A 22,547-nucleotide genomic window follows, 5' to 3' on the forward strand; every position below is an offset into this window, starting at 1 on the left:
TGCGTGAGGCAGGTTTCGCCAACATCGCGGTCCGGATTGAGCTTGATCCCGTTTACACCGCGATCGGGCCCATCGGCGACGAGTCCCGGTCAATTTTCACCGAAATTATCGGGTCCGCGATCCGCCGTGTTTCCGAAATCCTTGGAGGGCAAAACGAGGCAGAGGTCTTCCAAGCCGACCTGCTCGCATGGCTCGATCGCCCCGACAGCTGCTCCTACAGCCTTCTGTGGACCGTCAGCGGCGTTGCCTCCAATTAAGCATCGCAGACCCACTATCCCTCGCCGCCAGGCATCCTGGCGGCCGGTGCGGAACTGTCGTTGGGAAGATCTTGGATTTGAAACCCTTCGCGTCGCCTGCAGGCTCGCTGCCTCGGGCAGGACGCTCAGGAGGAGATCGCCCAGGCTGCTCCCGACCTCTGGGAAGACGGCGATGGTTGCGGTCACGCCCCAACCTGCGCGTGGCAGCTTCAGGAGGGCATCGTCCGTGGTCGAACGCTTTGAGACAGCGGAAGCGGCTATCGAACGGAGGCGCTTGCTCAAGCCTGGCCGATCCCCGCTACCCGCCATCTGAGTTCGTACGTTCGGGGCCTTCATACGTCGAGCGCGTCAGCGCCAGTGAGGTGCCAATTGGTGACCTCGGGCTCAGACGCATTCCGCGCTGTTTGTCGAATGGCTGAGGAACCCTATGCCATCCAGGCTTCGATCACCTCATGAATCTCCTGAAGTGCGACACGCTTTTCGACAGCCCTGGCGACCGGATCCTGCAGGTCGAGCAAATCTTGGCGCCACGCGCCCCCGCTGCGCGATCCGCCTGCGGGGTACATCGCGCAGGTCCAGGAGCCGCTGGCCGGGCGCGCTGGGCAACGTCGTCCGCGCGCCGCTCAACCGGCTGGTCGGCGACGATCCGGCAGAGCCTTGTGTCGCGCAGGCAGTTCGCGCCGGGATCACGCTCGCTGCATAGATCGAAGCAGCGGGCCGATTGGTCGCGCTGGGCCGCGAGGCGGAGGCGCTGGCCGGGCCGAACACCCAGGTCATCGACCTCGGGGGGCGCACCGTCATCCCCGGACTCATCGACAGCCACGTCCACCAGCATGCCTGGGGCATGAACCTGCCGGCGGTGCAGTTGCTCGGCGCACGATCGCTGGCCGACGTGCTGGCCGCGATTGGCGAACGCGCGCGTGCCACGCCGCAGACCCCGATGCTGCGCACCGGCGGGATCAAGTTCCTGCTCGACGGCGGCGTGGAGGGCGGCCGCATGACGGAGCCGTACCGCATCGTCGCGGGCGAGCAGACCAATGCCGAGTACCGCGGCATCCTGCTGTTGCCGCCAGGCGGGGAGGCGGAGCTGCTGGACGGGCTGCGCCTGATCCACCGGGCCGGCCTGCAGATCCAGACCCATGCCGTGGGTGACCACACCATCGACCTGATCACCCGTCTCTACGAGCAGGTGAATGGAGAGCTTGGCCCGGTGCGCCCCTTGCGCTGGACGGTGATGCACATCTTCCTGCCCACGCCGGAGGCGCTGCAGCGGATGGAACGGCTCGGCGTCATGGCGACGGCGCAGAACCATCCGGTGCTGCTGGGTCACAACCAGCGGCGCTGGTGGGGTGACGAGCGTGCTGCCTACTCGATCCCGATCCGCGCGATGCTGGACGCCGGCGTGCATGTCGGCGGCGGCACCGATGCGCCAGTGGTCCCTGGCGATCCGTTCCAGTCGATGTGGTGGATGACCACGCGTGGCACCTTGCCTGGCTACCGCCTCGGCCCGGAATGGGCAATCACCGCGCGTGAGGCGCTGCGGCTCTACACGCGGAACAACGCCGTGCTGCTGGGTGCCGAAGCGGAACTCGGCTCGATCGAGCCGGGCAAGTTCGCCGACCTCGTCGTGCTGTCCCAGGATATCCTGGCGGTCGAGGCGGAGCGGATCCGCGAGACGCGTGCCATGATGACCCTGCTCGGCGGACGCGTCGTGCACCGGCAGGGGATGTGACCGGCTGCAGCAGCAGCCGTATGGGGTGTTACTGCAGCACGAGGCCGATCGCGCGGACCACCGGCTCCCAGGTCGTCCGCTCCTCGCGCAGGAACGCCGCGAGCTGATCCGGCCCTCCGCGACCCGGCGTGCTCCCCTGGCGAGCGAGGGCTGCACGCAGTGTCGTCTCCTCCAGGGCTGCGGCCACCGCAGCGGCCGCGCGGCGCAGCACCGGCTCGGGCGTGCCGGCTGGCGCCAGTAAGGCCTGCCAGTTCCGCACCAGAAGCTGCGGATAACCGAGTTCGGCTGCCGACAGGATGGACGGCGCCAGGGCGGACCGCTCGCGTCCCGTAACCGCCAGCGCGCGGAGCTGTCCGGCCTCGACCAGCGGCAGAACCGCGGAGATGTCGCCGAAGATGGCGTCGATCTTCCCAGCCATGACGTCCGGCAACGCCGCGCCGGTGCCACGGTAGGGCACATGCTCGAAGCGCACGCCGGCGATACGGCCGAGCAACTCCATCGCTAGGTGCGGCGTGGTGCCGATGCCGGCGGAGCCCAGGTTCAGCTCCCCAGGACGGGCGCGGGCCAGCGCCAGGAATGCGTCCAGGTTTGCGGCGGGGGATGATGGCGGCACAACGAGCAACTGCGGGCTCTCGGCAATCAAGGCGATCGGCGCCAGTGCGCGCAACGGGTCCGGCGCATCCGGGGATGCCGCGGGTGCGATGGTCAGCGGGCCCGGGGAGCCAAGCAGCAGCGTGTGCCCATCCGGCCGCGCCTGTACCACTTGGCGCGTGCCCACCAGACCCCCTGCGCCCGGCCGGTTCTCCACGACCACGGGCTGCCCGAGCTGCCGGCGCAGGCCCTCCGCCAAAAGGCGGGCCGTATTGTCCACCGGACCACCCGGCGCGAAGGGCACGACGAGAGTGATGGGGCGCTGCGGCCAGGGCTGCGCCTGCGCGGCGGCCAGGCCAGGCCAGACCAAGCCGACCGCAAGGATCAGGCGGCGCGGCAATGCGCCGACCGTAGCGTTGGCCTGACGAAGCTGCCGGTCCATCTCGTCCTCTTCGCCCCTGTCCGTCGTCGGGTTTTCTGATGGCATCACACGTCTCTCCCCACCATCCGTCCGCTAGGCCCGGCCCAGCAGGAATGCGATGACGCGCGCATTGAAGGCCTCGGGCTGTTCCCAGTTGATGGCGTGCCCGGCCTCCGGCAGCACGTCCCATTGGTGCGCGGGAAGATGAGCGGCCCAGCAGCGCATCAGCGCCGGCGGCGCGTAGAGGTCGGCACCCGCCGCCAGGACCAGCACCGGGCAGGTGATGGAAGCGAGCTTGGCAAAGGTGTTCGGGCTCCGCAGTGGCTGCGCCACCGCGTCTGGCTGTCGGGCGCCGTGCTCGATGGCGGCCCAGCGCGCGGTGCCTTCCGGATCGAAGCCGCGAAAGGTCGGGCCGATCTCGCGCAATTCGCCCGGCAGGCGCTGGAAGTCCGGCGTGTTGAGGCGCTGGAAGACGGCCTGGATCTCGGATTCGGCGAACTGGCCGTAGCTGGCCGCGACAACCAGGCTCAGCAACCGTTCCGGTCGCCAGGCTGCGTAGTCGAGCGCGGCGAAGCCGCCGCCCGCTACACCGAGCAAATGGAAGCGCTGGAGGCCGAGATGATCGACGAGTGCATCGAGGTCACCGGCAATGCTGCCGGGCTGCGGGCCGGTTTTGGGAACGGAAAGGCTACCTCCCCAGCCGCGTCGATCGAAGGCGATGACGCGGAATCCGGCCGCGGCAAGGGCGGGAGTCTGCTTTTCCCAGATCGCGCTCGTCCCGGTGTTCGGATGCAGCAGGATGACTGGCGGGCCTTCGCCGCCACTGTCGGTGAGCCAGAGCCGCACGCCGGGCAGATCCGCGTGGCGACCGCGTGCCGCATTTTCCATATCCACTCCCGGCACGTGACCGCTGTACGCCGGCCATAGGTCAGTATCATGGACCATGGCAGAGAGGGGAAGCGCGATCGGAGTGCGCCATGGCGCCACAACGCTCTGCGAAGCGCCGCCGCTCGCGCCGTGCTGGCCGGGGCAATGATGGCGCAGAACGCGCCGGTGTGCCGGTGCGCCCGCCCCACGACCCGCGGGGGATAAACATCTAGCGCGCCCGTGCGAGGAGCCGCCGGGCGCGGTCCGCGACAGGCAGGTCGACCATCGCGCCTTCGAAGGCGACCGCGCCTTCGCCGGCTGCGACGGCGGCTTCGAAGGCCGCGACCAGGCGGCGGGCGCGGTCGAGCTGTTGCTCGCTCGGCCCATAGATCTCGTTGATGATGGCAACCTGGGCTGGGTGGATGCAGGCGGCGCAGGCGAAGCCGAGCGCGCGGGACCGGCGCAGCGCGGTGCGGTAGCCCTCCGGGTCGTCGAAGGCGGCGAAGGCGCCGAGCGAGCCCATCGGCAGCCGGCCCGCCGCGCGCGCCGCGACCAGCGCCAGCATCGCCGGCAGGTACAGGCTGTCGGCGGAGGGCACGGCGTCCAGCTCCGTCGCCAGATCCTCGCCACCGACGCCGAGCGCCACCACGCGCGCATCCGCGGTTGCGATGGCGCCAAGCGCGGGCAGCGATTCCGCGGTCTCGACCACGGCGAGGAAGCGCGTGGCGCCCGGCATCCTGCTATGCCGGGCCTCGGCGGAGCCGGCCGCTTCCGACAGCAGGCGGATATGTTCCGGCCCCATCACCTTCGGCAGCATCAGCGCCGTGGCGCCCGAGGCGATCGCCGCGTCGATGTCCGGCAGGGCAAGCTCGAGCGGCCGGTTGACGCGCACGCAGACCGTTGCACCGTTCTGCCCCACCTGGCTCGCCGCGGCCGGCAGCGCGGCGCGCGCCTCCGCCTTGCGGGCCGGCAGGATCGAATCCTCAAGGTCGAGGATGATGACGTCGGCGCCCCGCAGATGCGCCTTGGCGAGAAAGCGCTCCGCCAGCGCCGGCACGAACAGCAGCGAGCGCCAGCGCGCCGGTGGATCCGCTACCTGGGTCATGCCGGATCCTCCGCCGGGGCGGCCGTGGCGATCACCCCGGCCGCGAGCAGTGCCTCGATGGCCGGGTCGTCGTAGCCGGCTTCCGCCAGGATGGCGCGGGATCCCTCGCCGAGGCGCGGCGCGGGCAGGTTGTTCTCGCGCATCCCGCCGGAGAAACGGTTGGGTATGGCGGTGCGGCGGATGTGGCCCTCGCTCGGGTGGTCCTCCGGCGCGAAGAAGCCGGTGGCCTTCAGATGCGGGTCCTCCAGCAGGTCGTCCAGGCTGTTGTAGGCCGCGGCGGGCACGTCCCTCTCACCAAGGATCGCGAGCCATTCCGCAGTTTTGCGCTGGCGCATGGCGCCCGCCCTGATCTCCAGGTAGGCGGCGGCGTTGGCGGTGCGCGAGGTGGCGTCGCGAAAGCGCGGGTCCGTCTTGAGCTCCGGCCGGCCGATGGCATCGAAGAAGGCGAAGGCCTGGGCGTTGGTGTTGGGTCCCACGGTGATGTAGCCATCCTCCGTCGGCACCGGACGATAGTCCGGGCTCAGCAGGCGGGCGTCGCCGATCGGTCCGGCCGGAGGGTCGAAGGTGGCGGCGCCGAGATGCTCGCTCATCACGAAGGACGCCATGTTCTCGAACATCGGCACCTCGATGGCTTCCCCAATCCCCGTGCGCTCGCGCCGGAACAGGGCGAAGCCGATGCACTGCGCCGCGATCAGGCCGGTGATGTGGTCGGTCATCACCATCGGCACGAAGCGTGGCTCGCCGGAGGCGCGGTGGAAGGTGCCGGCGACGCCCGACAGGCTCTGGATGATCGGGTCGTAGGCGGGGCGATTGAAGTAGGGCCCACCGCGCCCGAAGGCGAGGATCGAGCAATGCACCAGGCGCGGATTGACCTGGCGCAGCGCCTCCCACCCCAGCCCTGCGCGGTCCAGCGCGTTCGGCCGGATGTTGCTGACGAAGACGTCGGCAGTGGCGATCAGCTTCAGCAGCGCGGCGTGGCCGTCCGGATGCTTGATGTCGAGGCAGAGCGACCGCTTGTTGCGGTTGAACTGGATGAACTTGCCGGACATCCCGGGATTGCGCGCGCCCTGCGCCAGGGTGCGCAGCAGGTCGCCGCCGCCGGGAGCCTCGACCTTGATCACGTCCGCGCCCTGATCGGCCAGGATGCGCGAACAGATCGGCCCGACCACGACCGAGGTGAGATCGATGATCCGGATGCCGGCGAGCGGGCCGCCGCTCATACCGCGAACTCCAGGTCCATCTCGGCGGCAAGGGTGCCATCCGGTGCCGCGGCCCAGGCGGCCACACGATGTACCCCGGCGCTGGCATCGGGCGCGCGGCCGGCCAGGAGCATGGTCTGGCCGACGAACAGTGGCCGTCGCAGCCTGGCGGTGAAGCCGAGCAGGCGGCCCGGCGCGCGCTTTAGCGCGGCATCGAGGATGAGGTGCATCGTCAGCCCGCCATTCTGCACCGTGGCCGGATAGCCCTCGACGTTGCGGGCATAGTCGGCGTCGTAGTGGATGCGATGGGCGTTCCAGGTGACCGCGGAGTAGCGGAACACCAGCGTGGCATCGAGCTCCACCTGGTCCGCCCAGGCTGCGCCGTCCGGCGCGGGCAGCGCCGGTGTCGCGGGCGATGGCGCGCCGGGCGGCACGGCCTCGCGGTACACCGCGTCAAACTCATCGACGGCAATGGTCAGGCCGCGCGCCTGGATGGTCTGGCGCATGGTCAGCACGACGATGCTGCCGGTCCGTGCCTGCTTCGGCTCGATCGCCGCGACCTCGATCACCTTGGTCGCGGCATCGCCGACCTGTAGTTGGCCGTGGATGCGGGTACGGCGTCCCGCACCCATCCTGCGCGGGAGCGGGATGGGCGGCAGGAACTCGCCACGGCGTGGGTGGCCATCTGGCCCGAGCGCGGACTGCCGCGCCACGTCGGCGAAGAACAGGCTGAACCAGTGCGGCGGCAAGTCGCTGCCGCGCCGGTAGGCCGTCGGGTCCTGATCCAGCATGCCGGCGATGCGCCGCACGGCCGACAGGCTGATCTCGTCCTCCACGCTGCGGCTGCGGCCGATCCAGGACCGCAGCTCGGGCATGGCGGCATCGATGGCTTCGAGAATGGGTCGTCCTCCCCTGCTTTCTGTGAGCCGGCCTATTGCGCCGATAGGTTCAGGCGGCGGATCAGCGGTACCCAGAGGTTGGACTGAGCAACGGCCTGCGCATCCGCCTGCTCCGGGCTATTGGGTGCGGCTGGATCAGCGCCGACGCGGGCAAAGGCCTCGCGCAACGCGGCAGTAGCCAGTGCCTCGTTCAGCGAGCGGTTCAAGCGCCGGATCATCTCCGGCGGGGTCTGGCCATGCGCCATGATGCCGAACAGATTCAGCGCCTCGTAGCCCGGCACGACCTCGCCAATGGCCGGCACGTCCGGCCAGTTCGGCGCGCGGGTCGGGCTGGTGACGCCGATGGCATGAATCCGCGGATCGGTCCGCACCGGCTCGGCTTCCGGCAGTCCAACGAGCCGCGCCTGGACGCGGCCGGCCAGGAGGTCGGTCATGCCCTGGGTGCTCTGCCGGTAGGGCACGTGAATCATCTCCAACCTCTCCTTCTCCATGAGCAGTTCCATGGAGAGGTGGGTGGTTGCGCCGATGCCGGAGGAGGCGAAGTTCAGCGTGCCGGGATGCGCGCGGGCATGGTCGATGAAGCCGCGTAGATCTCGCGCCGGCACGCTGCTGTGCAGCAGCAGGATGTTGGGCGTGGTGGCGTAGAGGCCGATTGTTGCAAGGTCGCGCGCATGCGCAAAGGGCAGGTTGGGGCGCAGCGCCTCGTTGATTGCCTGCGTGTTCCGGGTGCCGACCAGGATGGTGTAGCCATCAGCCGGAGATCGCACCACGGCTTCTGCGGCGATGACACCGGCGGCGCCGGGTCGGTTGTCGGGCAACACCTGCTGACCAAGGTTCCGCGACATGGCATCCGCCACAATGCGCGCCACCACATCGGTCTGACCGCCTCCGCCATAGGGGATCATCATGCGGATCGGCCGGTCCGGATAGGCGGCGTGAGCCAGCCTGGGTGTGGCCAGCAGGCCCGCTGCTCCGGCCAGCAGGCCGCGCCGACGGATCCAGGCTTGGGTGGTCATGGCGGCTCCTCCGGTTGCTTGCTTGCCCAAAGCCTAACCCCGGATGCCTTTCCGTGGACCATCACATATGTGATGTTTGTTGGTGAGGAGGGCCGTCGTGCCACGCGAGGCTGTCGTGAAATCCGCCCAGCGGACGCTGGAGGTTCTGGAGTACTTCGCCGGCACGCACCGTGCCGCGACGGTGGCCCAGATTTGCCAGGAACTGGGCTATCCGCAATCCAGCACCTCGGTCCTGCTGCAGGACCTCGCCCGCCTCGGCTACCTGGAGCAGGACGCACAGACCCGTGCGTATCGGCCGACGCTACGCGTCATGCTGCTGGGCGGCTGGCTGCAGGACCGGCTGATCGGCGAGAGCAGCCTGCTGCGGCGGATGGAAAGGCTGCGTGCTCGGCATGCGGTGACCGTCCTCATTGGCATGCGGAGCGGCGCCATGGTCCGCTACATGCTGACGCTGCGACGGCCCGGCGCGGGGGCCACGATGCGCGCCGGCATGATGCGGCCCATCGGCCACGCCGCGGTCGGCAAGGCGTTGCTGATGACGATGCCGGAGGCGGAGGCACTAGGCATTCTTCGGCGCGCCAATGCGGAACAGCCGGACCCGTCTCGCCGACTGTCCATGGCGGCAGCACTCGAGGACCTGCGCGCGTCTCGCCTGCGGGGTTGGACTGAAAGCCGCGGCGCCGTGCAGCCCGGGCAGAACGTGATCGCGATGCCGCTTCCTCCGCTGGCCGATCACCCGCCGATGGCCATCGGACTTGGCACAACGGTCGAGGAGGTGGAGCGCCGGCGCGACAAGCTCATCGACGCGCTAAGGAAGATCTGCGTCGCATTGCAAAGCGAAGTGCCTTCGCGCGATCTCGTCTCGGGCTGAGCCACCCGCCTCTGGGGCGCCGTGTCCGGCCCGGGTGCCGGCTGCATGCGGTAGGGCAGCCTCGCCTCAGCCACAGCCATTTTCTGCAGCACGCGCGGGAGCTGCTTCGTGGCTTGCCTCATACCGTATCCGCCTCAGTCCAGTTGAACTGAATTATCACGTGCTACGAAACTTGTATGGGTCAGGCAATGACCGACACCCTTGCCCTGCCCGCTCGCTCCTCCCGTCCCGTCCAGCTCGCCAGCCTAGCCGACCTGGCGGCAATCCCTGAGGAAGAGGTCTGGCTGGCCAGCCAGAAGAGCGCCCGCACCCGATGCTGACGGCGACGGACACGATGCGGCCCGCCTCTCGGACCTTCACGTAGGTGGCGTCGAGCCACAGGTACGGCCAGTCGCCCTCGATGGGGCGCGTCAGGAAGTCCCGGGCACGGTCATCGATCTCGGCGCACAGCCGCGACACCTGGCTTTCGCTGACGCCATGCATGCCCATGGCGCGCACCAGGTCGTCCACCGAGCGCGTCGAGATACCGTGCACGTAGGCCTCCTGGATCAGGGCGGTGAGCGCCTTCTCAGCCAACCGCCGTGGCTTCAGGAAGGCGGGGAAGTAGGAGCCGCGCCGGAGCCTTGGGGTTCGACGCACTGCGTCCAACCAAGTCCACGGTCCCGGCGCGCGTCTGCCAGTCCCGCTCGCGAAAGCCATTGCGCTGCACCAGCCGGTCAGGGCTGCGCTCCAAATGGGCAGCGCCGGTCAGCTCGACCAACTCGAATTCCACCAGCCGCTCGGCGGCAAAGCCGATCATCTCGAGGAGGGTTCGAGGCACTGCCTCGGACGGTGTCGGCGGACGCTGAACGCAGCGCGTTCAACCCAGAAGGCCTCGAAGGGCCACCGTCTCGTCAGTCATCGCGGTCAGTTCCAGGTCAGGGGTTGAGTGTCAGCAACCCAACCCTGCCACGAACCAACGCGGTGACCGCCTCAAGCCCAGCGATCAGCTCCTACACCACGCCCAGGAACACGACCTCTTCCGCCAGCGAGAGCCTTCCCGCTTATCCGGAGTGTAGCGCGACCTGCTCAATCTGCGGGGCGCACGCTGGTGGCCAGCGTCCACTCGTCTGCCCGTGCGGTGTGCTGCAATCCAGCTTTCACCCCCCACAGGTTCACCTGATGGTGCATGGGCACGAGGCCAACGTCACGCATTGCGATCTCTGTCGCGCGGATGAAGATCTGCCGGCGCTGCTCGTCATCCAGGGTCGCCAGCCCCCGCTCGACCAGGCGATCCACCTCTGGGTTCGAATAGCGCGATCGGTTCGAGGCGCCCCGCCCGGTCGCACGGTCATAGGTGGCCAGCAGGGAGCCGAGCGGCGAGGACGGCTCCGCCGTATCGATGCCCCAGCCGCCGAAGAGCATCGAGTAGTCCTGCCGGCTCGCGGCGGCGATCCAGGTGGCGAACGGCAGCGCCTGCACCTCCGTCTGGATGCCGATGCGCGTCAGCATCTGGCCGATGGCCTGGCAGATGCGTTCGTCGTTCACGTAGCGGTTGTTGGAGCAGTGGATGGTCAGGTTGAAGCCATTCGGAAAGCCCGCCTCCGCCAGCAGGCGCCGCGCAGCCGCCGGATCGTAGGGAGGGGCTGGCAGGGTGGGCGTCCAGCCGAACCAGTCGCGTGGCATCACCTGGCCCGTCGCCTCCGCCGCACCATCCATGACGCGGGAGACGATGGCCTCGCGGTTCATGGCCAGGCTCACCGCCTGGCGCACGCGCAGATCCCGGAACGGGTTCTGCGTCATCGGCTGGCCTTGCCGGTCGCGCACGAAGGGGGAGGCGCGTTCGAGGTGATCGACGAAGACGTACATGTTGCGGTTGGAGACGGCACGGCTGACGCGGAAGCGCGTATCCCGCTCCACACGGGCAATATCGCTTGTCGGCAGCGCGTCGATCAGGTCGACATCGCCGGACAGCAGCGCCGCGACCCGGGATGCCGTGCTGCGCATGAAGCGCGTGGTCACGGTGCCCCAGGGCTGCGTGCCGCCCCAGTAATCCTGATTGCGCTGCATAACGATGCTCTCGCCCTGCCGCCACGACACAAAGCGATAGGGGCCGGTGCCGATCATCGCCTTGCCGCTGTTGTAGTCGGCGGTGCTCGCGCCCTCGCCATGCTTGCGGGAGACGATGCCGAAGGTGCTGAGGTAGACCGGCATCAGCGGGAAGACGCTGTTGGTACGGAAGCGGATGGTGTGCGGGTCCACCACCGTGGTCTCGGCGATCTGGCGCAGATACAGCCCGAAGGAGGACGGGCTGTTCGGCACAGACGGCGCGCGCCCGACGGTGAAGGCCACGTCATCGGCGGTGAAGGGCGACCCATCGTGCCAGGTCACGCCCTGCCGCAGCTTGAACTCCCAGGTGGTGTCGTCGATCGCGCGCCAGGACACGGCGAGGCCCGGCTGGAGCCGCTGCTGCGCATCCTGCAGGATCAGCGGGTCGAAGAAATGCGCGGCAACGGCCTTGTTCGGCGCGAGGTTGTGGAAATGCGGATCGGTCGAGGTGATATCCGCCTCCACCGCAATGCGCAGCTCGGGCGCCGCCTGCGCCCTGGGGCTGGCGCCCAGCGGGTGCAGGGACAGAAGCAGGGCGCAGGCGGCCAGAAGGCTGCGGCGTGGGCGGGGTGCGGACATCGTCGGGTACCTCCTCGATGATGGGACTGATCAGCCGGACGGCATGCGCAGCATCTCGCGCGCCTCCTCCGGCGTCGCGACCTCTCGCGCCATGTCGCGCGACATGCGGGCGATGCGGTGCACGATATCGGCGTTGGTCGGGCAGCCGAGTTCCGGGTAGTGGTAGTCGCCAAGCCCCGGCGCAACATGGCCGCCTTCCGCGATCGCCATGGCGGCGCAGGGGAAGATGTTGGCGTGCTTGGTGCAGACCGCCCACTGAATGCTCTCATCCCGTGGAATGGCGTGCAGGAAGGCGGCGAGGCCGGCCGGCGTCGCCTCATGCCCGGCCAGCCGGCCGCCGCCGCAGAGCGGAATCTTCGCCAGCGCCGGGTTGTCCAGACGCCCCATCTCGATGAAGGCCGCCGTGGCCCGCATGAAGGCCACGGTCCAGACGCCGACGCTGGGCTTCACGCCCAGCTCCTTCATGGTGCGGGCGAAGAACATGCAGCTTTCGATGCTGTTCTGGTAGACCTTGTCCGTCGTCTCCCAGCGCTTCTCGGCCGGGTTGTAGCGGTCCATGTTGGTGCTGCCGATGTCGATCGTCGCGATGTCCGGCTTCGAGGCCGCAACATGCTTCACGCGATCCTCCGCCTCGCCCTCTAGATAGACATTGCCCAGCGTGGTGTGGATCAGGACGTCGCTGCGTGCGCGGATTTCCTTCGTGATCTCGGCGTAGAGCTCCGGGCTGTGGCTGCGCTCCCCATTCGGCCCGCGTGCGTGGACATGAACGATGGAGGCGCCGGCCTCCCTGCACCGTGCCGCGTCCTCGGCGATCTCGCGCGGCGAATAGGGGATGTGCGGATTGGGCCCGCGCTTCTCCCACTCGTTCAGGCGCACATTGATGATGAGCTTCTTCGTCATGGTCACCTCGAAGATCAAGCAAGCGGCGTGCCGCGAAGGGATCAGGCACGAATCCCGAGCATGGCGCGGGTCTCGGCCGGCGTTGCCGGCTCCCGCCCGAAGCCACGCGCCAGGCCGGCAAAGAAGCGGACCAGCTCCGCGTTCGTGGGGCAGCCGAGTTCCGGATAGGGATAGTCGCCGATGCCGGGCGAAAGATGTCCACCGCGCTCCAGCGCGACGGCGGCGGCCGGCAGCAAGTTTCCCTCCTTGCAGGTCACCGTCCATTCGATACGGCGGCCAGGCGGCAACACGTCGAGGAAGGCGAGCGTGCTGGCGATGGTGCAGGGATGCCCGCCGACGATACCGCCCTCGCAAAAGGCGAACTGGACATAGGCGGGCTCCTGGAACACGCCCATGTCCATCAGCGCATCCGCTGCGCGGAGAAAGGGAATGGCCCAGCAGGTCAGGTGCGGCTTGACGCCGACCTTGTCCATCTCCGACGCCAGGTACATGCAGGTGGACATGGTGTTGACATAGGTCTTGTCGGTGGTGGTGAAGCGCTTCGCCTGCGCGTCGTACACATCGATATTGGTGCTGCCTACGTCTATGGCCGCCATGTCGGCACGGTTGGCGGGACCGCCCTGCATGCGCGCGATGTGCGCGGCGCGCGCGGCATCGCCCTTGATGGTGTTCTGGCCCAGCGTGCAGTCGATCAGGATGTCGCTGCGCGCGCGGATGGCCCTGATGATCTCGAGGTACATTTCGGGATCATGGCTCGGTGAGCCATCGGGATTGCGTGCGTGAAAATGCACGATCGAAGCGCCTTCGGCCGCGCAGGCGGCCGCGGTCTCCGCGATCTCCGTTGGTGTGAAAGGGATGTGCGGATTGCGGTCGCGCGGCGCGTATTCGTTGATGCGCGCCATGATGATGACCTTCTTGGCCATGTGCGAATGTCCTTCCTTCCTGGCCCTTCTAACCTTTCAGGCCGCGGCGATGCCCGCGCGGACCGCACGCGCGGCGAGTTCCTCACGTCCCTCGCGCATCTCCTCAATTGTGCCGTAGGCGAGCATGTAGTGGCCTCCGTAGCCGGCACCCTCGATCAGCGCGAAGGTCGCCTCGAAATCCACCGTACCATCGCCCGGCTTCAGGTGTTCCTCCTTGCCGCCGCGATTGTCGGCCAGGCGCACTTCCTCCAGGCGGGCGGGACCGAAGGCCTCGAAGAAACCTGCGATGCCGACAGGCAGCATGTGGGCGTGGTTGGCCGTGAAGGTCCAGCCGATAGCAGCAGCGTCAAGCCGGTCGAAGTATTGGCGGCATTCCTCGACATCGCAGGCGAGGTAGCGCACCTCGGCATCGGCGGGCTCCGGATTCATGTTCTCCAGCAACAGCCGGACGCCGCGCGACCGGGCGTAGTCGCCCAGCCACTGCAGACGCTCGATGCCCTTCGCCATGCGGCGCTCATAGTCGCCGGTGAAATGGAAGCCGCCATGCATGACGATCCAACCGGCGCCGAGCGGGCCGGCCAGGTCGATGTAGCGTCGCAGATACTCATCCACCGCCTCGCTGAGGAAGGGCGCAGTCTCGGCCGAATTGACCGCCGAAAGCGTGTGCAGGCCGAGCTGGATGCTGGCCGCCTCGGTGGATCTGCGGACACCGGCGATGCGCGTGGCATCGAAGCTGGCGAAGACATTGCCGGTATCGCCGAGACGAACGTCGATGACTCGGACGCCGGATGCGGCGGACCAGGCAACGGCGTCCTCGATCGGCAGTCTGGCGCCAAAATCGATCCCGATGCGGTCCCTGAACCCTGCCACGATGCCCCCTCCCACGAGGTGATTGTCAACGATCTGGAGCAAAGCGCCGTTTGCTCGGCTCTGTCAATGCAGCAATGCCCGGCAAGGCGGCTCCGGATGCTTGGAAAATAGGCTGATGAAGCGCGAATGCAGCGTCAGCGTGATCGTGGTTGTTGACAAAGCCTTGTAATCGGATTGCGATGACGCAAGACGCCCGCAGGGGCACACCAAGCCGGAGACCCGCGTGAGCGACCCGCACGACACCCCGCTACCCGTTGCACCGCTGGACCCTGGAGCCCCCGTGCGGCGCATCGCCTATGACCCGGCCAGGCCCCTGGCCCGTCCCTTCGTGCCGAACGCCGCCGCGTTCCGCACGGGCCGCAGTTCGCCGCGCGAGTTCTTCGACGAGCGGATCGCCACGATCGAACGGGATGAACCGGCCATTGCCGCCTTCGTCACACAGGATCTGGATGCCGCGCGGCGTGCGGTGGATGCCTCCAGTGCCCGCTGGCGCGCGGGCCAGCCGCTTTCGCCGGTGGATGGCATGCCGCTGGTGGTCAAGGACATGATCGAGACCATCGACCTGCCGACGCAGATGAACAGCCCGATCTTCCAGGGCTTCCGAGCGCAGCGCGATGCCGCCTGCGTCCATGCGCTTCGCCAGGCAGGCGCGGTGGTGCTGGGCAAAACCGTGACCACCGAATTCGCGTGCGGCAATTCGGGGCCGACGCGCAACCCCTATGACAGCAGCCGTACGCCTGGCGGATCATCCTCGGGCTCCGCCGCCGCGGTGGGGGCGGGCATGGCCTCGCTCGGCCTCGGCACGCAGACGCACGGCTCCACCATCCGGCCCGCCGGCTATTGCGGTGCCTACGCGCTCAAGCCCACGCATGGCGCGCTGCATATCGGCGGACTCGCGCCCCTGGCCCCGACGCTGGACCATCTCGGCGTGATCGGCGCGAGCCTCGAGGATGTCTGGGCCGGTGCCCGCACCATCGCCCGCTTCGCCGGCGGCACGCCGCCGCAACCCGCACTTTCCGGGCCGGAGGGGGCTCCGCCGGCACGTGCGCCGCGGACGCTGGTGCGGCTGGACACGCTCGGCTGGGCGGAGACGCCAGCCTCCTCGCAGGCCGCCTTCGAGGTCGCCATCGATGTGCTGGCACGCAGCGGCGTGCGCATCCTGACGGCCGGCAACGACCCCGCGACCGCGGCGCTGGAGCAGGCGCTGCGAGAGATCAACGAATTCGCCAACGACCTGCTGGCCTGGGAAGCGCAGTGGCCGCTGCGGGCCTATCGCGCCCACGGCGCCGGGATGGTCGGCGAACGCATCCATGATCTGCTGGCGCGCGCCGATGGCATGGATGAAGCGCGCTACGTCCGGGCGATTGCGGATCGCGTGACGCTGCGCGCACGGCTTGCGGATTTCATCGGCCGGACCGACGGTTTCGTGATGCTCTGCTCCTCCGGCCCCGCCATCCAGGACCACGCCTTCACCGGATCGCGCAGCTACGCGCTGCCCTGGACCCTGTTCGGTGCGCCGGCTTTCGCGCTGCCGCTGCTTATGGCGGAGGAATTGCCGCTCGGCCTGCAGGTCGGTGGCTTCGCCGGGCAGGATGCGGACACTTGCGCCATCGCCGCGTGGGTCCGCGACACGCTGCTTCCCCATACCTGACAGAGGAGTGAAGACCATGCGTCGCCGACACCTGCTGGCCAGCCTCCCCGCTCTGCTCGCTAGCCCCACCGTGCTGGCGCAGGGATTTCCCAGCCGGCCGATCCGCTTCCTTGTCGGCTTCCCACCAGGCGGTACGACGGATATCGCGGCGCGGCTGATGGCGCCCAAGATGCAGGCGCAGCTTGGCCAGCCGGTAGTGGTGGAGAACCGCGCCGGCGCGCATGGCAACATCGCCTCCGAATATGTCGTCCGCTCGCCGCCTGATGGGCATACCATTCTGATGGGCACGATCGGCGGGCTCTCGATCAACCCGATCATGTACGGCAATCTCAGCTTCGACCCATTGACCGACCTCACGCCGATCACGCGCGTGGCAATGATCGTCAACGTACTTGCCATCCCGATGGACCGCCCCTGGCGCAGCGTGCAGGACGTGATCGCCGCGGCAAAGCAGCAGCCGCTGAACTACGGGTCCTCCGGCTCAGGCGGTGCCGGGCATCTGGCAGGCGAGCAGCTCAACCTGATGGCGGGTGTGCGGAACGTGCACGTGCCCTATCGCGGCGGTGCACCGCTGGTGACGGATCTGGTGACCGGGCAGGTCGACTTCGCCTTCACCCCGGCCTCCGGCGCCAAGGCGCTGGCCGAGAGTGGCCGCCTGCGCATGCTGGCGGTCTCCACCAAGGCGCGCAGCCCGCTCCTACCGGACATCGCCGCGGTCTCGGAGACGCCTGGCCTCGGTGACTTCGACATGCAGGACTGGAGTGGCCTGATGGCGCCCCGTGGCCTGCCTGAACCCGTCCTGTCGGCGCTGCACGGCGCAGCCACCGCAGCCCTGCGGGATCCCGAACTGGTCGCCGCGCTTGGTGCACGCGCCATCCAGGCGACGCCCTCCTCGCCGGAGGAGTTGGGCGCCTTCATCAGGGCGGAGACGGCGAAGTGGGCGCCAATCGTGCGGGCCTCCGGTGCAACGCCGGGCTGACCGGTGCTTGAAGTGCGGGCGGCCAGGCATTAGCAGCCACCGGAACCAGGGACAGCAGACCGATGACGGCGCCGAGATTGAACGAGCTGACGGCGACCGAGGTGGTGCATCGCCTGGCACGCGGCGAAACCACCGCCCGCGCCGTCATCGAGGCCTGCCTGGAGCAGGTGGCGCGGCGGGAGGTGGAGGTCATGGCCTTCACGCATCTTGCCGCCGAAGCGGCCCGCGCCGCTGCCGATGCGCTGGACCGACGTGGCGCCACGCTGCCGATGGCCGGTGCCGGCCTCGGCGTGAAGGACATCATCGACACGGCGGACATGCCGACCGGATATGGCTCCCCCATCCACGAGGGACACCAGCCTGCCGCGGATGCCGCATGCGTCGCCCTGGCGCGGAAGGCCGGTGCCGTCGTGCTGGGCAAGACGGTCACCACCGAGTTCGCCAACATCCACCCGGGGCCGACGCGCAATCCGCACGACTCCACGCGCACGCCGGGGGGCTCCTCCTCCGGATCCGCCGCCGCCGTCGCCGCGATGATGCTGCCGCTGGCGCTAGGCACGCAGACCACCTCCTCCACCATCCGCCCGGCCTCATTCTGCGGCGTGCTGGGCTTCGTGCCGAGCCTGGGCGAGATCCCGCTTTCGGGCGTGCGCACCGCCGCGCAGTCCTTCGACCGCATCGGCGTCTTCGCCCGCTCCGTCGCCGATATCGCCCTGGCCTTCGACGCGCTGCGCGGCGTGCCCGTGGCCGCGGTGCCGCAGCCCTTCGCACCGCGCATCGGCTATTGCCGCGGCCATCTGGCGGAGCGGATGGATCCAGGCACGGCCGAGCGCCTGGACAGGCTGGCGCTGCATCTGTCGGAGGCCGGCGCGGAGGTCTCGGACGTGGCCGTCAGCGCAACCTTCCTGCGGCTTTCGCAGGCGCATCAGGCCATCTCCAGCTTCGAGTTCCTCCGCAACTTCACCCATGAGATCGAGCACCACTGGGCGCGCATCAGCACCACGCTGCGCGAGGGGCGGATTGCCCATGGTCGCGCCTGCAGCCATACGGAATATCGTGCCGCCTCGCAGCAGGCGATGCAGGCGCGCGGCGATATCGCGAGCCTGTTCGCTGGAAACGATGTGCTGCTGGCCGCCGCCGCGGCCGGAGAGGCGCCGCAAGGCAGCGCGACGGGCGATTTCCAGTTCTGCGCCGTCTGGACGGTGCTCGGCCTGCCAGCGCTGTCCCTGCCGCTTATGGCGGGGCCGAACGGACTGCCGATCGGGGCACAACTGCTGGCAAGGCCGGGGGAGGAAGCGAGGCTGCTGGCTGCTGCGGAATGGGTCATGCGCCATGGCATTGGATGAGGCGGGCACGCTCAGCTTGGTGCCGCAGACACATGCCGACCGCGCCTTCGCCAGCATCGAACACGCCATCGTTACCGGTGAATTCCAGCCGGGTACTCGATTGGGGGAGGAGACGCTCGCCGCGCGCTACGGAATCAGCCGCGGACCGTTGCGAGAGGCATTGCGGCGGCTTGAAGGTCGCGGCCTGGTGGTACGGCTGCCGCATGCCGGCGTTCGCGTCGTGGCGCTGGATCGGCAGGACCTGATCGAGCTGTACGAGATCCGCGCCAATCTCGAAGGCCTGGCCTGCCGCCTCGCGGCACAGCGCACGACGGACGTCGAGCTCACCGCGCTGGAAGCGCTACTGCATGAGCACGCCACCGATGCGCGGGTGCGTTCCGGCGAGTCCTACTTTCAGGAACATGGCGCCTTCGACTTTCACTTCGCCGTGGCAGCGCTGTCGAAGTCACGGCGCCTGGAGCAGTTGCTCTGCCACGACTATTATTCACTCACTCGTCTCTTTCGCTTCCACACGAGTCACAAGCCGGACCGCGCGTTGCGCGCCTATGACGATCACCTGCGGATCTGCGCTGCCTTGCGCGACCGGGATGGCGAGTTGGCCGAGATGCTGATGCGCCGGCATGTAGAGGCGGCACGACGGGAACTGGAGGCGATGGACCTGCCAGGGCGACCGGCCTAGCCCGGATCATTCACGCGGGCTGACGGGCGAGATGCAAGCCGTTGATCGGAAACAGATTTCGGCTGCGACACCCGAAGCCAGCCGGTTGCAGGGACCATGCCCGCCAAAGTCGAAATCACGCTGCCGCTGCCCGGCCTGTCACCGGTCTGCGGCAAGCCCCTGGTCGCCCGCTTTGACGGCGGGCGGCTACCCTTCGATGGCGGCACTGCTACACGGTCAGGCCACGCAGCGCACTGGACCACCGGCCGCCGGCGCCGGAAGCGGTGTTGCCCTTGCCGTCTGGCCCCGCCTACGCTCCGCTTCAGCAGGGTCAGACGGCAAGGCCGGAACACGGGCCAAGTCTCTCATAGCCCGTGGTTCCCCAATCCGGGGCAGGTCACCCGCAAGCCGCGTAGACAATTGGAGGAAGGCTGTTTGGCCCAAGCAAGGCTGCCAGACAGGTGGCTCTGCAAGGCGCGCCGAGTCAGCCTCGGTCAGCTCCACTGGCGCACTTGATTTATTGAGGTGCTAAGCGCGCCCGCCGACCGGTGTCGGCACGCCGCGTGCGGTAAGCGCCGCGGCGAGTTGGCGCAGCGTCGTCGCACCTGCACGCCGCGCCGCCTTGACATAGGACAGCACGTCGGCGGCGCGGGCCCGCGCAATCTCCTGCTTCACCGCCGCGGCCGCGCGCGTTCGCTGGCTGATCAGGCCAGCCTCGAGTTCTAGGACGGCGGCCATCTGCGTCACCAGGATCTTGCCGGCCAAGCCGGGCGGCACAGTGGGCAGTTTGCAGAACACAAAGCCCCCTCCCCGCTGCCCTCGACGACGCGGAGCAGGAAGCGCGCGTTGCGCGCCAGGCGGTCGAGCTTGGCGGGCAGCAGCGTCGCGCGCTGCGCGCGGCAAGCGGCGCGGGCCGCGGCGAGCTGCGGCCTGTCGTTCCCATTGCCGCTCTCGACCTCCTGGAACGCGGCGGCGACCGTGGCGGTGGCGACGTGGCGCGTCACCGCCTTGCGCTGGGCGTCGAGACCGAGACCGGACCGGCCCTGTCGTCCGGTGCTGACCCGGTGGTAGGCGACGAAGCGCACCAGCCCGATCAAGCTGGCGGGGAGACTCTGGTCGATTTGATTCCTGGTCAATTGATCATCCTCTTTGAATGAATGCGGATAATGAAGAAAGGAGTTTTGCGCTAATTGAATGGAAGAAGCGGGAAGTTTGGCCGAATTGAGGCGATAAACGACGCCGGATCCAATCGATCAACGATTTGTCTGTCTTCACCAATTATTATGCGCACGATCTTGTCTGAAAAAGTACTTGCCCACTGGCGCTTTTCTTGGTTTGTAACGCGCGAAGTGAATTATCGGGATACGATGAGCTCAAGGCATGACGCGCTGGCAGCAGGCCCGCTTGGCCTGGCGGAAATCGCTTGGTCGGCAGATCGCCGCGCCGGATGGTCCGCGCCTGCCCGCCCGATCCTATGGCTCTGTGCGATCGTCGCCGGGCTGATCCTGGCCAAGCTCGCGGTCTATGTGGCGGCCGCCCAGAGCTACGGTGGGGCCGAGCTCGGCCTCTGCCGCTGGGACTGCGAGTGGTACCTGCACACCATGACGAACGGGTATGATCCCGTGCCCCGCATGCGGCCCTACCACAACTTTGCCAACTGGGCCTTCTTCCCGCTGTTCCCGGTGCTGGGCCAGATCTTTCAGGCGGTGAGTGGCGCGACCGCCTTCTGGAGCGGCACGATCGTCTCCCTGCTGTGCTTCGGCGCCTTCGCGGTGCTGTCCTGCCATTACCGCCGGCTGACGCGCGGCCCCGGCGTGCAGAACCTGCCCTGGCTGGTGCTGCTGACCGTCTATCCCTTCAGCCTGTATTTCTTGATGCCCTATTCCGAGAGCACCTACCTGCTGACCACGGTTCTGCTGCTGCTGGCGGTGCAGGCGCGCCATGCGGTCGGCGCCGGCCTGTCCGCCGCCCTGCTCAGCGCCACCCGGCCGACCGGCGTGCTCGCCATCCCCTATCTCGTCGTCGACCGCGCACTGCATGCGAGGCGGACACTCCGGCGCGACATGACCTGGGGCGAGCGGCTGAAGCTGCTGGCGGATTGCGGCCTGCCGCTGGCGCTCGCCCCGCTCGGCATCGCAAGCTACATGGCCTATCTCTACTGGCTTACCGGTGATGCGCTCGCGTTCTCCCACGTGCAGGTCGCTTGGGATCGCGTCTTCATCAATCCCATGAAGACCTTCTACTGGGCCATCGCCAAGAACGACTGGCACCTGATGCTGAATCCGGACATCCCGGCCCCGCGTTCCTATTCCGCGAGCTTCGCGGTCGTCGCGGGCATGGCCAGCCTCTGGCTGCTGAGCCGCCGGCACGTGCTCGAGGCCTGGCTGCTCGGCAGCGTGGTGGTGCTGGCGTTGATGACCAGCGAGACCTCAGTCCCACGCTACGTCACCGCCAACCCGATCTTCCTGCTCGTGCTCGGCGATGTGATGGACCGCATCCGCAAGCGCGCGGTGCTGATCGGCCTCGCTCTAGTCGCGCTGGCGCTACAGGCCTTCCTGCTTAATACATGGTTTATCGAGTCGAGTTTGCTGATGTGAGGGGCGCCGGTCTGTCCACTGTCCTGAAACTCGGCGCCACCGCCGCGATCGGCCTCTTCTACCTGGCCCTCGTCTTTGCCGCCGCGCATCCGCGGGTGTCGCCCGAATACGCGGCGCATTACCTCGAGCACCGTGCGGATTGCTGGGATCCGCTGGGCGAGCGTGGGCATGCGGATACGCCGCCTCCGCCGGAGGGCATCGCGATCGGCAGGGCTTTCTACCCTGAGCTTTGCCGCTACCTCCGCCAGGGATGGGCGCGGGTGGAGGATTGGGGCGTGCGGGTCGAGCCGAACAAGGCGTCACTCCGCCTGCCGCCGAGGCCCGGTGCGCAATCGGTCGTGCTCACCCTGCGCGGTGCAAATGTGCCGGGCCCGGTTCTGCGGACGCAGTTTGTCATGGCCGGCGGCGGCACCTTCGAGACCGCGGTGCCGCCGGGCGAGACGCAGGAACTGGTGCTGCCGCTGCCGGAAGCGGGCGCGGAATTCGCCGTGCGCTCGCTCAACTACGTCGTGGAACCGGCGCTGCCGCCCGATCGCCTGATGGGGCGCGTCAGCCCGATCCTGGCCGCCAACCGCCCGTCGGCGACGCGCCATGCCGGCATCGGGCTGGTCTCGATACGCTATGGAGCGGGGGCGGCGCCGGCCGAATAAGGTTCAGCGCACCAATCCGCGGAACCCATCTTCGAAGTCGCGGGCACGGCCGGCGCGCGTAGCATGTCAGCCGTGAACAACGCTGAAGTCCCCAAGATTTTTCGGCTTTCTGGCTTTCGTAAGTATCTGCGATTGCAAGGCCGCGGCCCGGAACTGGCGAAAACCTTGCGAAACCACTCCCCTGTTGAAGTTGCCGCGACGGCGTGATTCCGTGGCGCGTCGCCGCGCAGGAGCCTGCCGATGCAGCCCGTATCGCCGCCGTCCGAGCAGCCCGAACTCTTCCGCTCGGCCCTGGTGAACCTCGTCGACCGCCGTCATCCCCTGGTGCGCATGGCCGGCCTGATCGAT

At 68.3% G+C, this 22,547-nt stretch carries 21 protein-coding genes and 1 pseudogene; 9 read left to right on the forward strand and 13 right to left on the reverse strand.

Annotated features, from left to right (window positions below; all coding sequences use genetic code 11):
- Positions 1-257 (forward strand): hypothetical protein (locus ACLF3G_RS28360; protein WP_430672736.1); only part of this gene is annotated, 257 nt, incomplete at its 5' end.
- A gap of 721 nt (positions 258-978) precedes the next feature.
- A complete protein-coding gene (locus ACLF3G_RS28365; protein WP_430672737.1) occupies positions 979-1,989 on the forward strand; it encodes an amidohydrolase in 1,011 nt (336 codons plus the stop codon).
- Positions 1,990-2,017: 28 nt separating this feature from the next.
- Here ACLF3G_RS28365 and ACLF3G_RS28370 read toward each other — a convergent pair whose 3' ends face one another.
- The 6 genes from ACLF3G_RS28370 to ACLF3G_RS28395 form a co-directional block, all read right to left on the reverse strand.
- Complete coding sequence (locus tag ACLF3G_RS28370) at positions 2,018-3,067, reverse strand: Bug family tripartite tricarboxylate transporter substrate binding protein (protein WP_430672738.1); 1,050 nt, start codon at positions 3,065-3,067, stop codon at positions 2,018-2,020.
- Between the two features lie 27 nt (positions 3,068-3,094).
- Entirely contained in the window at positions 3,095-3,988 is an 894-nt protein-coding gene (locus ACLF3G_RS28375) for an alpha/beta fold hydrolase (RefSeq protein ID WP_430672739.1), read from the reverse strand.
- Between the two features lie 109 nt (positions 3,989-4,097).
- A complete protein-coding gene (locus tag ACLF3G_RS28380; protein WP_430672740.1) occupies positions 4,098-4,973 on the reverse strand; it encodes an HpcH/HpaI aldolase/citrate lyase family protein in 876 nt (291 codons plus the stop codon).
- Positions 4,970-6,193, reverse strand: coding sequence for a CaiB/BaiF CoA transferase family protein (locus ACLF3G_RS28385; RefSeq protein ID WP_430672741.1), 1,224 nt, complete (start codon positions 6,191-6,193; stop codon positions 4,970-4,972). Before ACLF3G_RS28385 ends, ACLF3G_RS28380 begins: the two co-directional genes overlap by 4 nt.
- The gene (locus ACLF3G_RS28390; RefSeq protein WP_430672742.1) at positions 6,190-7,047 is read right to left on the reverse strand and encodes an FAS1-like dehydratase domain-containing protein; all 858 of its coding nucleotides are present in this window, start codon (positions 7,045-7,047) and stop codon (positions 6,190-6,192) included. Before ACLF3G_RS28390 ends, ACLF3G_RS28385 begins: the two co-directional genes overlap by 4 nt.
- Before the next feature lie 56 nt (positions 7,048-7,103).
- The gene (locus ACLF3G_RS28395; RefSeq protein ID WP_430672743.1) at positions 7,104-8,087 is read right to left on the reverse strand and encodes a Bug family tripartite tricarboxylate transporter substrate binding protein; all 984 of its coding nucleotides are present in this window, start codon (positions 8,085-8,087) and stop codon (positions 7,104-7,106) included.
- 97 nt (positions 8,088-8,184) lie between these two features.
- On the opposite strand from ACLF3G_RS28395, the gene ACLF3G_RS28400 reads away from it, so the two are divergent.
- A complete protein-coding gene (locus ACLF3G_RS28400; RefSeq protein WP_430672744.1) occupies positions 8,185-8,958 on the forward strand; it encodes an IclR family transcriptional regulator in 774 nt (257 codons plus the stop codon).
- A 303-nt stretch (positions 8,959-9,261) separates the two neighbouring features.
- Here ACLF3G_RS28400 and ACLF3G_RS28405 read toward each other — a convergent pair.
- The 5 genes and pseudogenes from ACLF3G_RS28405 to ACLF3G_RS28425 form a co-directional block, all read right to left on the reverse strand.
- Positions 9,262-9,778: pseudogene (locus ACLF3G_RS28405) on the reverse strand (transposase); the annotation flags it as partial.
- Positions 9,779-10,026: 248 nt separating this feature from the next.
- Complete coding sequence (locus tag ACLF3G_RS28410) at positions 10,027-11,625, reverse strand: ABC transporter substrate-binding protein (protein ID WP_430672745.1); 1,599 nt, start codon at positions 11,623-11,625, stop codon at positions 10,027-10,029.
- A 30-nt stretch (positions 11,626-11,655) separates the two neighbouring features.
- A complete protein-coding gene (locus ACLF3G_RS28415) occupies positions 11,656-12,525 on the reverse strand; it encodes a 3-keto-5-aminohexanoate cleavage protein (protein ID WP_430672746.1) in 870 nt (289 codons plus the stop codon).
- A gap of 41 nt (positions 12,526-12,566) precedes the next feature.
- The gene (locus ACLF3G_RS28420; RefSeq protein ID WP_430672747.1) at positions 12,567-13,448 is read right to left on the reverse strand and encodes a 3-keto-5-aminohexanoate cleavage protein; all 882 of its coding nucleotides are present in this window, start codon (positions 13,446-13,448) and stop codon (positions 12,567-12,569) included.
- 36 nt (positions 13,449-13,484) lie between these two features.
- A complete protein-coding gene (locus tag ACLF3G_RS28425) occupies positions 13,485-14,318 on the reverse strand; it encodes a sugar phosphate isomerase/epimerase family protein (protein WP_430672748.1) in 834 nt (277 codons plus the stop codon).
- Between the two features lie 223 nt (positions 14,319-14,541).
- Here ACLF3G_RS28425 and ACLF3G_RS28430 point away from each other — a divergent pair, with 223 nt between their 5' ends.
- From ACLF3G_RS28430 to ACLF3G_RS28445, 4 genes are all read left to right on the forward strand, one after another.
- Positions 14,542-15,969, forward strand: a complete 1,428-nt coding sequence (locus tag ACLF3G_RS28430) for an amidase (RefSeq protein WP_430672749.1) — start codon at positions 14,542-14,544, stop codon at positions 15,967-15,969.
- 16 nt (positions 15,970-15,985) lie between these two features.
- On the forward strand, positions 15,986-16,948 hold the full coding sequence (locus ACLF3G_RS28435) for a Bug family tripartite tricarboxylate transporter substrate binding protein (RefSeq protein ID WP_430672750.1): 963 nt from the start codon (positions 15,986-15,988) through the stop codon (positions 16,946-16,948).
- A gap of 62 nt (positions 16,949-17,010) precedes the next feature.
- Positions 17,011-18,294 carry an amidase gene (locus tag ACLF3G_RS28440; protein WP_430672751.1) on the forward strand — a complete coding sequence of 428 codons (1,284 nt, stop codon included), beginning with the start codon at positions 17,011-17,013 and terminating at the stop codon, positions 18,292-18,294.
- Positions 18,281-18,973 carry a GntR family transcriptional regulator gene (locus tag ACLF3G_RS28445; RefSeq protein ID WP_430672752.1) on the forward strand — a complete coding sequence of 231 codons (693 nt, stop codon included), beginning with the start codon at positions 18,281-18,283 and terminating at the stop codon, positions 18,971-18,973. The genes ACLF3G_RS28440 and ACLF3G_RS28445 overlap by 14 nt, the downstream gene beginning before the upstream one ends.
- 507 nt (positions 18,974-19,480) lie before the next feature.
- Here ACLF3G_RS28445 and ACLF3G_RS28450 read toward each other — a convergent pair.
- Complete coding sequence (locus tag ACLF3G_RS28450; RefSeq protein ID WP_430672753.1) at positions 19,481-19,717, reverse strand: hypothetical protein; 237 nt, start codon at positions 19,715-19,717, stop codon at positions 19,481-19,483.
- Positions 19,696-20,088 carry a recombinase family protein gene (locus tag ACLF3G_RS28455; protein ID WP_430672754.1) on the reverse strand — a complete coding sequence of 131 codons (393 nt, stop codon included), beginning with the start codon at positions 20,086-20,088 and terminating at the stop codon, positions 19,696-19,698. The genes ACLF3G_RS28450 and ACLF3G_RS28455 overlap by 22 nt, the downstream gene beginning before the upstream one ends.
- A 231-nt stretch (positions 20,089-20,319) precedes the next feature.
- Between ACLF3G_RS28455 and ACLF3G_RS28460 the strand changes: the two genes are divergently transcribed.
- Both ACLF3G_RS28460 and ACLF3G_RS28465 read left to right on the forward strand, forming a co-directional pair.
- Entirely contained in the window at positions 20,320-21,549 is a 1,230-nt protein-coding gene (locus tag ACLF3G_RS28460; RefSeq protein ID WP_430672755.1) for a hypothetical protein, read from the forward strand.
- Positions 21,546-22,199: a hypothetical protein gene (locus ACLF3G_RS28465; RefSeq protein ID WP_430672756.1), complete on the forward strand. Its 654-nt coding sequence runs from the start codon at positions 21,546-21,548 to the stop codon at positions 22,197-22,199. Before ACLF3G_RS28460 ends, ACLF3G_RS28465 begins: the two co-directional genes overlap by 4 nt.
- Positions 22,200-22,547 lie beyond the last annotated feature (348 nt).

Source organism: Falsiroseomonas sp. HC035, from assembly GCF_050563525.1.
Taxonomy (GTDB): Bacteria; Pseudomonadota; Alphaproteobacteria; order Acetobacterales; family Acetobacteraceae; genus Falsiroseomonas.